The sequence below is a fragment of the Polaromonas sp. 39-63-25 genome, assembly GCF_002278925.1.
GTDB lineage: Bacteria > Pseudomonadota > Gammaproteobacteria > Burkholderiales > Burkholderiaceae_C > Polaromonas.
Genome location: NZ_NCJH01000001.1, coordinates 21165 through 35364 on the forward strand (window position 1 = coordinate 21165; position 14200 = coordinate 35364).

Annotated in this window: 13 protein-coding genes and 1 pseudogene; 11 read left to right on the forward strand and 3 right to left on the reverse strand. The window is 65.4% G+C overall.

Annotated features, from left to right (window positions below; translation table 11 throughout):
- The first annotated feature begins 29 nt into the window (after positions 1-29).
- Positions 30-941 (forward strand): alpha/beta hydrolase, encoded by a 912-nt coding sequence (locus B7X65_RS00120; protein ID WP_293591972.1) that lies wholly within the window; start codon positions 30-32, stop codon positions 939-941.
- Between the two features lie 52 nt (positions 942-993).
- On the opposite strand, the gene B7X65_RS00125 is transcribed toward B7X65_RS00120, so the two are convergent.
- Entirely contained in the window at positions 994-1818 is an 825-nt protein-coding gene (locus B7X65_RS00125; protein WP_293591973.1) for an enoyl-CoA hydratase/isomerase family protein, read from the reverse strand.
- Between the two features lie 227 nt (positions 1819-2045).
- Between B7X65_RS00125 and B7X65_RS00130 the strand changes: the two genes are divergently transcribed.
- Genes B7X65_RS00130 through B7X65_RS00165 form a run of 8 tightly spaced genes read left to right on the forward strand, consistent with a single transcriptional unit; the run spans position 2046 to position 10599 of the window.
- The gene (locus B7X65_RS00130) at positions 2046-3143 is read left to right on the forward strand and encodes a thiolase family protein (protein WP_293591974.1); all 1098 of its coding nucleotides are present in this window, start codon (positions 2046-2048) and stop codon (positions 3141-3143) included.
- Positions 3140-4339 (forward strand): thiolase family protein, encoded by a 1200-nt coding sequence (locus B7X65_RS00135; protein ID WP_293591975.1) that lies wholly within the window; start codon positions 3140-3142, stop codon positions 4337-4339. The genes B7X65_RS00130 and B7X65_RS00135 overlap by 4 nt, the downstream gene beginning before the upstream one ends.
- Positions 4340-4350: 11 nt before the next feature.
- Positions 4351-4833 (forward strand): OB-fold domain-containing protein, encoded by a 483-nt coding sequence (locus B7X65_RS00140; protein ID WP_293591976.1) that lies wholly within the window; start codon positions 4351-4353, stop codon positions 4831-4833.
- Positions 4830-6428, forward strand: coding sequence for a carboxyl transferase domain-containing protein (locus tag B7X65_RS00145; protein WP_293591977.1), 1599 nt, complete (start codon positions 4830-4832; stop codon positions 6426-6428). Before B7X65_RS00140 ends, B7X65_RS00145 begins: the two co-directional genes overlap by 4 nt.
- Positions 6429-6435: 7 nt before the next feature.
- Positions 6436-8478, forward strand: coding sequence for a biotin carboxylase N-terminal domain-containing protein (locus tag B7X65_RS00150; protein WP_293591978.1), 2043 nt, complete (start codon positions 6436-6438; stop codon positions 8476-8478).
- 2 nt (positions 8479-8480) lie between these two features.
- Positions 8481-8957, forward strand: a complete 477-nt coding sequence (locus B7X65_RS00155; RefSeq protein ID WP_324498317.1) for a MaoC family dehydratase — start codon at positions 8481-8483, stop codon at positions 8955-8957.
- Between the two features lie 5 nt (positions 8958-8962).
- On the forward strand, positions 8963-9814 hold the full coding sequence (locus tag B7X65_RS00160) for a CoA ester lyase (RefSeq protein ID WP_293591979.1): 852 nt from the start codon (positions 8963-8965) through the stop codon (positions 9812-9814).
- Between the two features lie 17 nt (positions 9815-9831).
- Entirely contained in the window at positions 9832-10599 is a 768-nt protein-coding gene (locus B7X65_RS00165) for an SDR family NAD(P)-dependent oxidoreductase (RefSeq protein WP_293591980.1), read from the forward strand.
- On the opposite strand, the gene B7X65_RS00170 is transcribed toward B7X65_RS00165, so the two are convergent.
- Positions 10588-10833: a hypothetical protein gene (locus tag B7X65_RS00170; RefSeq protein WP_293591981.1), complete on the reverse strand. Its 246-nt coding sequence runs from the start codon at positions 10831-10833 to the stop codon at positions 10588-10590. The two genes, B7X65_RS00165 and B7X65_RS00170, sit on opposite strands and share 12 nt — an antisense overlap.
- Positions 10834-11292: 459 nt before the next feature.
- On the opposite strand from B7X65_RS00170, the pseudogene B7X65_RS00175 reads away from it, so the two are divergent.
- A pseudogene (locus B7X65_RS00175) lies at positions 11293-11994 on the forward strand (IS630 family transposase); the annotation flags it as partial.
- Here the strand turns inward: B7X65_RS00175 and B7X65_RS00180 are convergent.
- A complete protein-coding gene (locus B7X65_RS00180; protein WP_293591982.1) occupies positions 11982-12926 on the reverse strand; it encodes a LysR family transcriptional regulator in 945 nt (314 codons plus the stop codon). The pseudogene B7X65_RS00175 and the gene B7X65_RS00180 sit on opposite strands and share 13 nt — an antisense overlap.
- Positions 12927-13095: 169 nt before the next feature.
- Here B7X65_RS00180 and B7X65_RS00185 point away from each other — a divergent pair, with 169 nt between their 5' ends.
- Complete coding sequence (locus B7X65_RS00185; RefSeq protein WP_293592432.1) at positions 13096-14094, forward strand: putative sulfate exporter family transporter; 999 nt, start codon at positions 13096-13098, stop codon at positions 14092-14094.
- Positions 14095-14200 lie beyond the last annotated feature (106 nt).

Below are 14200 nucleotides of genomic sequence, written 5' to 3' on the forward strand. Positions count from 1 at the left end.
AGACAGGGCGCTGCCCGGTACGCCAGCCGATGAACCCGCTCGACAATCCGTCCGCAGCCTACCTGCACGCTCTGGCCTCGCACGCCGGCATCGACGCGGCCGGGGTCGCGCCGCCGGGAGATTGCCGGATCGAGATCGAAGGCCGCGCGTTTCACTACCTCGACTGGGGCCCGGCCGATGCGCCGGCCATCGTCCTGCTGCACGGCGGCGGCCAGTCTGCGCACACCTGGGACGCCTGCTGCCTTCTGCTGGCGCGGCGTTACCGATGCCTCGCGCTGGACCAGCGCGGTCACGGCGACTCCGACTGGTCGGAAGAGGGCGCCTACAGCTTCGACGACCACGCGCGCGATGTGGACGGTTTCATCCAGGCACTGCGGCTGCACGCGCCGATGCTGGTCGGGATGTCGATGGGCGGTATCAACGCAACCGCCTACGCGACGGCGCACGCAGCGACACTGCGCGGCCTGGTTTCAGTCGATGTCGGGCCCGATGTGCGCTTCGAGGCCGTCGAGAGGCTCATGCGCGGGCTCGGTGCGTACCGCTTCTTCGCGGACCCGCAGGACGCGGCGACGCGCCTTTCTGCCCTCGGAGCGCGGCGGCCGCGCGCGCTGCTGGAGGCGACGCTGGGGCAGAACCTGCGGCAGGACGCCGAGCAGCGCTGGACCTGGAAGTACGATCCCCGCACGCTGAGCGAACGCACCGCTGCCGAAATACTCGACCCGCGTCAGGCGCTGTGGGCGCGGCTCGCTGCAATCACCTGTCCGGCGCTGGTGATCCGCGGTGCTGAAAGCGAGATATTTGCACCCGCCGATGCCGAACGCTTCACGCGTGCGCTGCCGCGCGGAAGATTCATGACGGTGCCGTCGGCACGCCACTCGGTGCAGACCGACAACCCCAAGGGGCTGGTCGCCGCGATAGAGGCGTTCGACGCGAGCCTGTGATCGGCTCGCGTGCATGCCAGAGGCGCGTGTACGGCGTCTCTGGCATCGGTGCTCACCAGCGGTCGAAGGTCGGCGGGCGCTTCTCGTTGAAGGCACCCATCCCTTCCTTCCACTCGTCGCCGCCGACCAGGATCGACAGCGCCTCGATGCCGAAGCGGCGTGCGGTCCGCAGGTCGGCGTCTTCACTGACGTAGATGCTGCGCTTGGACTGCGCGACCGCACGCGGCCCGAGCTGACGCAGTTCGACGGCGAGGTCGATGGCAGTCTTCAGCAACTTGTCGCCCGGTACCACGGCCGAGCACAGGCCCCAGCGATCGGCGGTTGCGGCGTCCAGGTGGGTTCCACGCAGGATCCAGTCGAGCGCCTTGCCGCGGCCGACGTAGCGCAGCAGCTTTTGCACGCCGCCCGCGCCGGCGACCGCGCCGATCTTCGTTTCGGGCAGGCCGATCTTCGCGGTCTCGGCGAGCACGCGGAAGTCGCACGACAGCGCCAGCTCGCAGCCGCCGCCCAGCGCAAAACCGTTGACCGCGGCGATGGTCGGAAAGCTCAGTTCCTCGAGCCGATCGAACAGCACCGCGATGCGCGCGAAGTACGGGTCGCGCGACGCGAACGGGTCAAAGATGGAGGCCTGCGGACCGGAGAAGTAGCGCAGGTGCGCGCCGCAGCAGAACGCGCGCTCTTGTCCCGTGACGATCAGCGCGCGTGTGCTTTCGAGGTCGACGAGGTCGAGCGCCTGATCGAACTCGGCCAGGAACTCGTGCGACAGCGTGTTCATTTGCGCGGGCCGGGTCAGCGTGATGCGGGCGACGGCGCGTTCGACCCAATCGAGCGTCAGGGCGCTGCCCGTGAACGTGGGGCCTTCAAAGGAAGTGGACATGTCAATCTCCAGAGGAAGTTCGGGGGAGTATACTGCGCCGGCCCAGCGGTTTCAAAAAAACTATCCAACCGGTCAGTCACCTAGGCTCGTGGTCAGTGCACCTTGCCACAGTTATAAATCGAAAAATAGAATTCAAAAAGTGACCGAACGGTTAGTTTATTGACCAAATGGATTGACTGCTTTATCATGAAGCAGTCGGCCGTTGGGCCGTCGAATGGAAGCACGAGATGGATGTGTATGTGATGGGGGTGGCAATCCACCCCGCCGCCGACGTAATCGGCGACACGCGGCTCGAGGAGATGGCGTATCGAACGGCTCGGGCCGCACTCGACGACGCCGGCGTCGCGCGCGCGCAGATCGACCATGTCACCCTCGCGGCCTGTGACGAGATCGATTCGCGCGGCATCACGAGCATGCTGCTTGCCGCCCCGTCCGGCGCGTACCTGAAGGACGAAATGCGGGTCACTGACTCGGGGTTGACAGGGCTGCACCTCGGCGCGATGCGCGTGGCCTCGGGCCATCTGCAGCTGGGTCTCGTGGTGAGCTGGAACCAGAGCTCGGTCAGTCCGCTGGAAAACATCGCGCAGATGCGCGCCGAGCCCTTTTTCCTGCGCCCGGTGGGCCTCAACTTTGCAATCGCCGACGGCCTGTTCGCCAGCGCGGTGGCCGCGCGCCACGGCATCACGGAGCGCGCGGTCGCCGAGCGCGTGTGCCAGCGTCTTGCCGCAGCGGCGAAAAATCCGCGAGCGGTGCGCCGCGCGGTGCTCGACCCGGACGCGATCGCCGGATCGCCGCTTCTTGCCCATCCGCTTCGCAGCGCGCACCGCGCGCCAGTCACCGACGGCGCGGTCGCGATGGTGCTCGCTTCGAGCGACTGGGTCCGCGCCAACCCGAGCAATCGCCCGCTGGCGCGCATTGCCGGCGCCCAATGGGCGGTCGATCGCTACCAGCTCGACGCCGACCGGCTCGCCGGCCTCGACGTTTTCCGTGCGACGCTCACCGACGTGCTCAGACGCGCCGGGCTGTCTGGAATTGACGCGCTCGACCTGGTCGAGCTGGAGGCGCAAAGCGCATGGGCCGACGTCGCGCTGGTTGACGCAATGAATGCGGGCAGCCGCGTCGCGGTCAATCCATCGGGCGGGGCCTGGGCCCAGAACCCCTACTTCTGCACCGGCCTGGTCAACGCGGCCGAAGCGGTCATGCAGGTTGCGGGCCGCGCCGGCGCCCACCAGGTCACCGGCGCCAGGCGCGCGCTGGCGCACGGCACCTCTGGTTTCGCCCAGCAGACGCACGGCTTCGTCGTTATGGAAGGAATCCAGGCATGAGCGCGCAAAACGTCGCCATCATCGGTGTCGGGCAGACTGCGTTCCGGTCCCGCTTCGACAACAAGACCTATCCCGAGCTGGCGCAGGAAGCGGTTGTGCTTGCGCTCGCCGATTCGAATCTTCAGCCCGAACAGATCGACGCGGTCGTGTTCTCGATGGCGCAGACGACCTTCATGGGCGTCGCCGACGCTGACAAGTGGGCGGTCGACTACACTTGGGCGCAAGGCAAGCCGTTCATGCGCGTCAACAGCGGGGGCGCGACCGGCGGCTCGGCGCTGCAGGCCGCGCATGCGCACGTAGCCTCGGGCGAATACGGCACCGTCCTGGTGGTCGGCGCCGATCGCATCACCGAGACACCGGACGCGCAGTTCGTGCTGAATCTGATCTGGGATCCATTCTACGAGCAGGACTTCGCGCTCACCACGGTGACGATGACGGCGCTGGCGACACAGCGCTACATGCACAAGTACGGCACGACCGAAGAGCAGTACGCCAACGTCGTGGTCCGCGCGCGCCGAAACGCGCTGAACAACCCGTCGGCGCACCTCAAAGGCGCGATCGACATCGCCGCAGTGATGGCCTCGCCGCGCATCGCCTGGCCTTACAAGCTGTTCGACATCTGCCCGCGCTCGGCCGGTGCCGCCGCGGTGGTGATCAGCAACGAGACGCTGGCGCGTGAGCGCTGCAGCCGACCGGCGTTCATCACCGGCACCGCCGGCGTGGCCAACACCGTGTTCATGGGCGACCGCATGGGCCCGCACGCCGATACCGATTTCGCCGATTTCAACGAACTGAAGCAGGCTGCCCGCGAGTGCTACCGCCAGGCCGGAATCACCGACCCGATGAGGGAGATCCAGGCAGTCGAGATCTATGACCCGTTCAGCTCGTTCCAGTTTCCGCAGCTCGAGTCGCTCGGCTTTTGCAGGAGCGGCGTCGCGCAGAGCCTGAGCGACGAGGGCGCGTTCGACATGGACGGCCAGCTGGCCGTCAACCCGTCGGGCGGCACGCTGTGCTCGCATCCCATCGGCGTCACCGGGCTCGTGCGCGCTGCCGAGGCGGCGCGCCAGGTCATGGGGCGGGCCGGCGACATGCAGGTGCCGAACGTGCGCAATGCGCTCGCCACCGCCATCGGCGGCTCGACCCAATTCTTTACCGTCACGATGCTCAGCGACGAGCCGCGCCGCCTTCAGGCTTGACAGGAAACCACATGAACACCAAAGCCGCGACCCCAACCCCGGCCTCCCACATCGTCCACGACGAGTGGCACATCCGCTACAACTACCCGATCGGCGAGGTCGGCGCGAAGTTCTTCGACGCGCTGAAGGAAAAGCGCATCGTGGCGACGAGCTGCAGCGCCTCCGGCCTTACCTACCTGCCGCCGCGCGAATACTGCGAGCGCAGCTTCGAGCGCTGCGACGGCTACGTTGACGCCGGGATGCAGGGCACGATCGAGGCGGCGACGGTTGTCAGCGCAGCATTCGACAACCTGCCGCCGCCGCCCTATGCGATCGCGTTCGTGCGGCTTGACGGCGTCAGCACCGCAATGGTCAACTTCGTGCGCGGCATGGACCTTTCCGATGTGCCGGCCGCAGCCGCCGTCCTGAAGCCCGGCACCCGTGTCAAGGTCGAGTTCATCGACCAGCCGCAGGGCAGGATCACCGACTTTCACTACATGCTGGCGGATTCATGAGCACCATCGTCACCCGCGTCGACCGGCACGCGCCTGCATTCAAGGCCAACGCCGCACACTACGAGGCGCTGCTGGCCGAGCTGCGCGCGCGCCACACACACGCGCTTGCGGGCGGCGGCGCTCGCCTAGTGCAGCGCCACCACGAGCGCAACAAGATGCTGGCGCGCGAGCGCATCGACCTGCTGCTCGATCCGCTGTCGCCGTTTCTCGAGCTGTCGCCGCTTGCTGCCTGGGGCCTCTACGACAACGCCGTGCCCTCGGCCGGCATCGTCACCGGCATCGGCGCGATTGCCGGCACGCCGTGCATGCTGATCGCCAACGACGCGACGGTGAAGGGCGGTTCGTTCTTTGCCGAGACGGTCAAGAAGCATGTGAGGGCGCAGGACATCGCCGCGCACCACAAGCTGCCGGTTATCTACCTGGTCGACTGCGGCGGGGCTTACCTGCCCGAGCAGGACCGCGTGTTTCCCGACAAGGATCATTTCGGCAACACCTTCTACCGCCAGTGCCAGATGTCGGCGGCCGGCATTCCGCAGATCGCCGCGGTATTTGGCGGCTGCACCGCCGGTGGCGCCTATATTCCGGCGCTCTCCGATGAGGTCGTGATGGTGCGCGGGCAGGCCCGTATCCACCTGGGCGGACCGCAGATCGTGAAGGCCGCGATCAACGAGATCGTCGACGGCGAGACGCTCGGCGGCGCCGAAATGCACACCCGGGTCTCGGGGGTTTCCGACTATCTGGCCGAGAACGAGGCGCAGGCGCTCGTTCGCGTGCGCGACATCGTCTCCAACCTGAACCGGCCGCGGCCGCTGTTCGGCGCGGTGCGCGAAGTCAAGCCGCCGCGCTACGACATCGCCGAGCTGAACGGCATCGTTCCGCCAGGGCTGAAAGAGTCGTACGACGTCCGCGAGGTCATCGCGCGGCTAGTCGACGACTCGCAGTTCCAGGAGTTCAAGCCGGAGTACGGCGCATCGCTTGTCTGCGGCACGTCCACCTGGTGCGGTCATCCGGTAGGCATCCTCGCCAACAACGGCGTGCTGTTCTCCGAGTCGGCGGTCAAGGGCGCGCACTTCATCGAGCTGTGCAACCAACGCCAGATTCCACTTGTTTTCCTGCAGAACATCACCGGTTTCATGGTCGGTACGGACGCCGAACGCGGAGGCATCGCGCGCCACAGCGCCAAGCTGGTCTATGCAATGGCGACCGCGCGCGTACCCCGCCTGACAGTGATCATCGGCGGCTCGTTCGGCGCCGGCAATTACGGCATGTGCGGGCGCGGCTTTGACCCGCGCTTCCTCTTCGCGTGGCCGAACTCGCGCATCGCGACGATGAGCGCCGACGTCGCCGCGACGGTTCTAACCGACCTGCGTCGCAGCAGCATGAAGGCAAGTGCCGACGACGCCGAGATCGCCGAGATCGATCGCACGACGCGGGCCCAGTTCACCGAGCAGAGCGATCCGTACTACGCGACCGCACGGCTCTGGGACGACGGACTGATCGAGCCTTCCGAAACGCGCGAGGTGATCGGGCTGTGCCTGGCACTCGCCGCCGCCGAGCCGCCGCAAACCGGTCCTTCCCCTGTCTTCCGAATGTAGGCGCCACATGTTCGAATCAGTCCTCATTGCAAACCGTGGCGAAATCGCCTGCCGGATCGCTCGCACTTGCAGGCGCCTGGGCATCCGTTCCATCGCGGTCTATTCCGACGCCGATGCCGGCGCCCGCCATGTGCGCGAGGCCGACAGCGCGGTCCGCATCGGCCCGCCCGACGCGACCCGCAGCTACCTTGACGCCGACGCGATCATCGCGGCCGCATTGGCCTCGGGTGCGAGCGCAATCCATCCCGGCTACGGCTTTCTCTCCGAAAGCACCAGGCTCGTCGAGCGCTGCAACGACAACGGCATCGTCTGGATCGGTCCACGTGCCGAGGTCATCGAGAAGATGGGCTCGAAGATCGAGTCCAAGCGCATCGCGGCAAGGGTCGGCGTGCCTTGCGTGCCCGGCTATCACGGCGACAACCAGGAGCCGCAGCATCTGCTTGCGCAGGCGCACGAGATCGGTGTGCCGTTGCTTATCAAGGCCAGCGCCGGCGGCGGCGGCAAGGGCATGCGCCGGGTAGACGACCTCGCCGAATTCGTCACGCTGCTGGGCCTGGCGAAGCAAGAGGCGCTGCGCGCGTTCGGCGACGAGCGGGTGCTCATCGAAAAGCTGATCCTGCGGCCGCGCCACCTCGAAGTGCAGCTGGCCGGCGACCAGCACGGCAACTTGGTGCACCTGTACGAGCGCGAATGCTCGATTCAGCGCAACTACCAGAAGGTGATCGAGGAAGCCCCGGCGCCGCGCCTGCCAGTGGCGGTGCGCACTCAACTGCTCGACGCCGCCGTCAAGCTCGGCCGCGAGATCGGCTACGACTCGCTCGGTACCGTCGAGTTCGTTCTCGGCGAGGGCGCTGAAACGCCGTACTTCCTCGAGATGAACACGCGGCTGCAGGTCGAGCACCCGGTCACCGAAACCGTGACCGGTCTGGACCTCGTCGAGTGGCAGATCCGCATCGCGCTCGGCGAGCCGCTTCCGCTCGAACAAACGGCGATCGCCGTCACGGGGTGGGCGATCGAGGCCCGCATCAACTGTGAAGACCCGGCACGCGGGCACCGCCCCGAGCTCGGTACGGTCGGCCGCTATGTCGAGCCGAGTGGGGCGGGCATGCGCACCGACAGCGGCGTCGCCGGGGGCTCCGAGATTCCGTCCCAATACGACTCGATGGTTGCCAAGCTGATTGGCTTCGGCGCAACGCGCGCGGAGGCGGTTGATCGCCTGCGCGACGCGCTGGCCGGCTTTGAAGCCGCCGGTATCGGCACCAACCAGTCGTTGCTGCGCGCGATCGTAGATCACCCGATGTTTCGGGCCGGTCGGTTGACCACAGGCTTTTTGGGCGAAGCATTTGCCGGCGGTTGGACGGGCGACGTTTCAGCGCTGCGTGATGCCCGCATCGCCGCGGCGCTGTTCGCGCTGCGCACGAGCGCTGCGATCTCAGACACGGGCAGCGCACCCGACTACTGGCAGCGCCAAAGCGGATACCGCTTCATGGCGGCGGCCGGCCGGCGCGCCGAGGCGCGGCTGCGCGTCGACCTCGAGGGCGAGACCGTCGCGCTGGCGATCGCCCGCGATGGCGACGCCTGGCAAGTGCGCTTCACCGACGAGGCGCCGCTGCGGGTTCGCGCCGAGTGGCCGGCCGCCGACCAGCTGGTGCTGACGCCGGCGCACGGCACGCCGCGCCGCTTCACCATCGGCCCCGACCACGACATCACCGTGGTCAACCACCTGGGCATGCGCTGGCGTTTTCAAGTGATCAGCGAGGTGCGCGCGCTCGCGCGCGTTGCCGCGCGGGAAGGCACACAGGCCAGCGAGGTGATTTCTGAGATGCCTGGCGCGATCACGACGATCCACGTCATGGCAGGCGATGCGGTCGAGCCCGGCCAGGTGTTGGTCGTGATGGAGGCAATGAAGCTGATCTTTGAGCTCGCCGCGCCGCGCGCCGGCACCGTGGCTGCCGTGCGCTGCGAGGTCGGCGAGATCGTGCCGCGCGGGCAGACGCTGGTGCAGCTCGAGCCGCTGCCGGTGGTCGAGCCGTCCGGCCCGCCTGCCTGAACTTGACTGACGAAGGAGAAGCCATGATGCGCGGACTGTATTTTGAGGAATTCACCGTCGGCATGCGTTTCGAGCATGCGTTGACACGCACTGTCACCGAGTGGGACAACATCCAGTTCTCGACGATGACGTTGAACCCACAGCCACTCCACATCGACGCCCACTTCGCGGCGAAGACCGAGTTTGGACGGCCGCTCGTCAACAGCCTGTTCACGCTCGGGCTGATGATCGGCATCTCGGTCGCCGAGACGACGTTGCGGACGACGATCGCCAACCTTGGCATGAAAGACGTCCTGTTCCCGGTGCCGGTCTTCCATGGGGACACTATTCACGTGACGACCGAGGTACTCTCTCTGCGCGCGAGCGGCTCTCGCCCGGAGGCCGGCATTGTCGAGTTCATGCACCACGCCTGGAATCAGGACGATGTCGAAGTCGCGCGCTGCACGCGTTCGGCCTTTATGCATCGGCTTTCGAAGTGAGAGAAATGAGTAGGGCGCGCTCCTGGCTGTTCGTTCCGGGGGATAGTGCGCGCAAGATCGAGCGCGCTCTGGGCAGTGACGCCGATGCGCTGATATTTGACTGGGAGGACGCGGTCGCTCCGGCCGCGAAGGGCGCCGCGCGAGAGGTCACGGTGGCCGCGCTCGCGGCGGCGCGTCCGCTCAGGGCGCGCTGCTGGATCCGCCTCAATGCGCTCGATTCGCCGCACTTCGCGGACGATCTCGCCTCTCTTCCGGTTGCGGCGATCGCCGGCGTCGTGTTGCCGAAGGCCTGCGGCCTGGGCGACCTTGAACGCCTGGGCGTCGCGTTGGACGCGGCTGAGTCCGCGGCCGGCCCGCGCGCCGGCGACCTCGGCGTTGTCGCGATCGTCACCGAGACGGCTGGTTCGGTGCTGGCGCTCGGCGAGTTCCGGCGCCCGGTGCCGCGCCTCGCGGCGCTGATGTGGGGCGCCGAAGACCTGGCCGGCGACCTCGGGGTCGCCCGCAACCGCGACTCCAGCGGCACCTATCGCGCGCCGTTTCGCCTAGCACGCAACATGACGCTGCTAGCGGCTGCCGCCGCCCAATGCAGCGCCATCGACGCGGTGCGCGTCGACTTCCGCGACCTCGACGCACTCGCCACAGAATCCTGCGAAGCGCGTGCGGACGGCTTCACCGCCAAGGCCGCGATCCACCCCGACCAGATCGCGCGGATCAACCGCGCTTTTGCGCCGACCGACGAGGAGCGCGCGTGGGCCGAACGGGTCGTCACCGCCCTCGCGGGCGGCGGCCTTGCGATTGTCGACGGCAGGATGGTCGACGCACCGCACCTGCGGTTGGCACGACGCATCCTTTCCTGAAACCGAGGACACCCGACATGCCGAACGGATCGATGGCGGTCATTACCGGGGGCACGGCCGGCATTGGGCGCGCCTGCGCCGAGGCGCTTCTTGCCGCCGGCGCGCGTGGGGTGCTCATCAACGGTCGCGATGCCGGCCGCGCTGAACGTGCGCGGGTGGACATCCAAGCGCAATTTCCCCGGGCCCGCGTCGCTGTTGCACTGGGCGATGTCTCCAAGGCCGAAGTCGCCGAGGCGGTCATGGCCCAGGCAATCCAGCAGCTAGGCCGCATCGACGTCTTGGTGAATTCCACTGGCGGCAACGATCTGCCGCGACTTCTCTTTCGCACGCCGCCTGCCCAGATCCCCGGCATCTTCGAGCGCTGCCTCTTCGCGCAGATTCTTAGCTGCGCGGCCGCGTTGCCGTATATGCGCGAGGCCGGCGGCGGTGCGGTCATCAACATTGCGTCCGACGCCGGGAAAATCCCCACGCCGGGCGAAAGCGTCATCGGCGCGTCGATGGCGGGCATCATTATGTTCACGCGTGCGCTCGCCGTTGAAGGCAAGCGCGACGGAATCCGCGCCAACGTTCTGACACCGTCGCTAACCAGCGGCACCGAGCACTATGACAAGGTGATGGCGGACCCGTTCGCCGGCCGGCTCTTCGCCAAGGCAGAGAAGATGGCCGCGCTCGGCGTCGTCAGCAAGGAGGAGCTCGCCGGGCTGGCGGTCTTCCTCGCCTCTTCTGCAGCCGCAAAGATCACCGGCCAGGCCATCAGCATGACGGGGGGTATTTCAGCGCTGTGAAGCCGCGCGGGGCAGACTGCACCGCAAGTGCAGGAAAATGCGCATGTGTATGTGTATGTGAATCAACAAATTGGCACCAACGCGGGCGCCGGTCACATACTCGGCCCAGCCCTTTTCAACGGAACGGGCCACCAGGCCGTCGAGCTCGTCTGTGATGTCGCTTTCAAACTCCAGAAAGCGATGCGGCTTGCCCCGGAAGTTCGCCTCGACAATTTCATGTACTTTCCAGGCCATTGCACGGCCTCAGCGCCATTTGATTCGGAGGTGCGCAGCGAACGTTGTCCAGCACGCCGCGCAGCGCCACCGGCCTGCTGATGTCTCGACCCCGCCCGTTTCAGGCCTTGTGGACTTGCATGGGCCGGAACACAGGCGATATCGACCCGAATTCAGGTCCAAGGTGCCCGGCAGATCCGCCGGCGCACGGCGCGCGGCTGCCGTAGAGGCAATGGAAGGTATTGGCATGGGTGGAGAAGTGATAACGCGGTGGAAGAGGGGGGGAAGAAGGGGGTAGAGAAAAATTGGACGAAAAAAAACGGAGGTCCTTGATGGACCCCCGTTTCCTGTGTAAATGCAGATTTCGACACTAGCCTGAAGCTACCGCGAGTTCGAGACCAGAGGCTTGCGCCCTTGCTTTCGCACGCTGGTAGAGCGGCGTTTGACTCACCGGAGAGTTCCGCATGGCACGGAGCCACGCGCATCTGGCGCAGCCACGGCCTCAAACCGCATTTGAGCAAGACCTTCAAAGTCTCCAATGACATCCGCTTTGAGGAGAAGCTCACCGACATCGTTGGGCTGTACATGAGCCCGCCTGAGCGTGCCGTGGTGTTGTGCTGCGACGAGAAGAGCCAGATACAGGCACTGGACCGCACACAGCCGGGACTGCCGCTCAAGCGCGGGCGCGCCCAAACCATGACCCACGACTACAAGCGTCATGGAACGACCACGCTGTTTGCGGCGCTCAACATTCTCGATGGCCAGGTCATCTCGCAATGCCAATCACGCCATCGGCACATCGAGTGGCTGAAGTTTCTCAAGCAAATTGATGCCACTGTCACACCTGATTTGCAAATCCATGTGGTGCTGGACAACTATGCCACCCACAAACATCCCAAGGTATTAAAGTGGTTGGCCAAGCGCCCTCGCTTTCACATGCACTTCACCGCAACCAGTGCGTCGTGGATGAATATGGTGGAGCGCTTTTTTAGAAATCTCAGCGAGGATCGACTCAAGCGTGGGGTCTTCAAAAGTGTTGACGAGTTGGTTGCAGCAATTGAGCTTTTCGTGCTCGCTCACAACGAGGAGCCAAAGCCATTCATCTGGACTGCAAGCGCTCGAGACATTCTGGAGAAAGTCATGCGGGCGAAGGCAAAACTCAAAACAGTTCAAACAGAGTGAAACACTACACTAGCGCTGTGCTGCTCGGCGGCGCTGCAGTGCGCCAGGAACTCCGTGGTCGCGCGGCCCAGCCGCTTTTCGCGGTGCAACACGATGGCGAGCTTGCGGGTTGCCTTGGGCAGGCGTGTTCGCAGTTCGACCAGGTGCCCGTCTTCCACGCTTTGCGTCACTGCGTAGCGAGAAAGGCAGCCAAGGGCATCGCTCGCCGCCACCACGCGCTTGACCGCTTCGGTGCTGCCGAGCTCGAAGCCGACGTGCACCTGGTCCAGGTTTTTCAACAACCACTCATCCGTGATCTGACGCGTGCCCGAACCGTGCTCCCGCAGCACCCAGGTGGCATCAGCAAGCTGTCGAGCCGTTGCGCAGCGATTCGCCAACTCATGGCCCGGCGCGGCGAGGATCACCATTTCGTCATCAAGCCACGGCTGAACGACAAGGTCAGAATGCGTCTGCGCCCCCTCGATGAAGCCGATGTCGACGTCGAAGCCAGCTACCGCGGTAATCACTTCACTCGTATTGCAAATGCGCAGATGGACATGGCTTTTGGGGTGCAGCTGCGTCCAATGCGAGATCAAGCTCGGCAACAAGTATTCGCCTATTGTAAAACTGGCGGCCACCCGCAAGGGTGCTGCGTGTTCGTCCATGAAGAGAGCTTGCACTTCGGCCGCTTGTTCGACCAGCGCTTGGGCCTTGGGCAACAGCGCGCGCCCGTTTTCGTTGAGCAGCAGGCGCCGGCCGATGCGGTCGAACAGTTCGATGCCAAGAGCGGCCTCGAGGTCAGACAGCGAGGTGCTAGCTGCAGATTGCGAGCGTGCAATCCGGTCGGCCGCCGCACGTGTGCTGCCGCCGCGCGCCGTGGCCAGAAAGACTTCGAGCTGACGCAGGTTGAGGCGCAGGCGCTGGAAGGATTGCTGATTTGATTTATCGATCATTATTAACGTTATTATCCGCTTTTTTCTTTAATGACTTTTAATTATTATTTAATTCATTGAGGGCCATAACCCTCCCACGCGTAGCCCACGTGCGCTGTTCGAAAGAGGTTTTGCTGTGTTCAATTTCCTGTCGCCAACGTCAGCCGCCGACACGGCCCGCCCCGCTTGGTTGCCGCTGCACCTGCTGCAACTTTTCCCGGGTGCCGCCTTGTCTTGTGTGATTGCGATGGCCGCCACCCTGGTGTCCACGCTGCACGGCGGGCCCCAGTTCTTGTATGCGCTGTTCTTTGGCGTGGCTTTTCACTACCTCAGCCATGACGCCAAGACCAGACCAGGTATCGAGTTTTGTTCGCGCACCGTGCTGCGCCTGGGCGTCGGCCTGCTGGGTGCGCGCATCACCGCGTCCCAGATTGCCGGGCTGGGCTGGTCGACCGCCGCCATTGTGGTTGCCGCCGTGGTGACCACAATGCTGTGCGGCAGCCTGCTGGGACGGCGCCTGGGCCTGACGCGGGCGCAGGGCGTGCTGTCGGGCGGCGCCGTTGCTATTTGCGGCGCTTCCGCGGCGCTGGCAATTTCGTCGGTGCTGCCACGCAACAAGGAAAGCGAGCGCTTCACCCTGATGGTGGTGGTGACGGTGACTGTGCTGTCCACGCTGGCCATGGTGGCCTATCCCCTGATCGCCAAAGTATTGCATCTGCCGCCGGAGTTGGCCGGCCTATTCCTTGGCGGCACCATTCATGACGTGGCCCAGGTTGTCGGCGCGGGTTATATGCTGAACCATGAAACGGGTGACTACGCCACCATCGTCAAGCTGTTCCGGGTGTCCATGCTGGCCGTGGTCGTGGTCGTGGTATCCAGTATGTTCAAGAAGGGGCGTGAGCAGTCTGAAGACGGCACGGTCGCAGCCAGGCAGGCGCTGGTGCCCTGGTTTCTGTGGGTTTTTGTGGCCCTGGTGGCTCTCAACTCGATGGGTGGAGTACCTGTGGCCGTTCAGGAGGGCCTGAGCAATGTGTCCCGCATTTGCCTGGTCGTCGCCATTGCTGCCCTGGGTATCAAGACGTCTTTCCGGCAATTGGCCCGCGCCGGATGGAAACCGTTCACCCTGCTGCTGGTTGAAACCCTGTGGATGGCCGCGTTTGTGCTGGCTGCCATTTACCTGAGACCTTGAGCGGACTCCCGGCGTCCGCCAGACCCCCGTGCCTTTCCCGTTCCATGTTGCCATTAATCAAAAGAGAGACAAAACATGGGCGTTGTTGGCGTGGTTCAAAACCCCC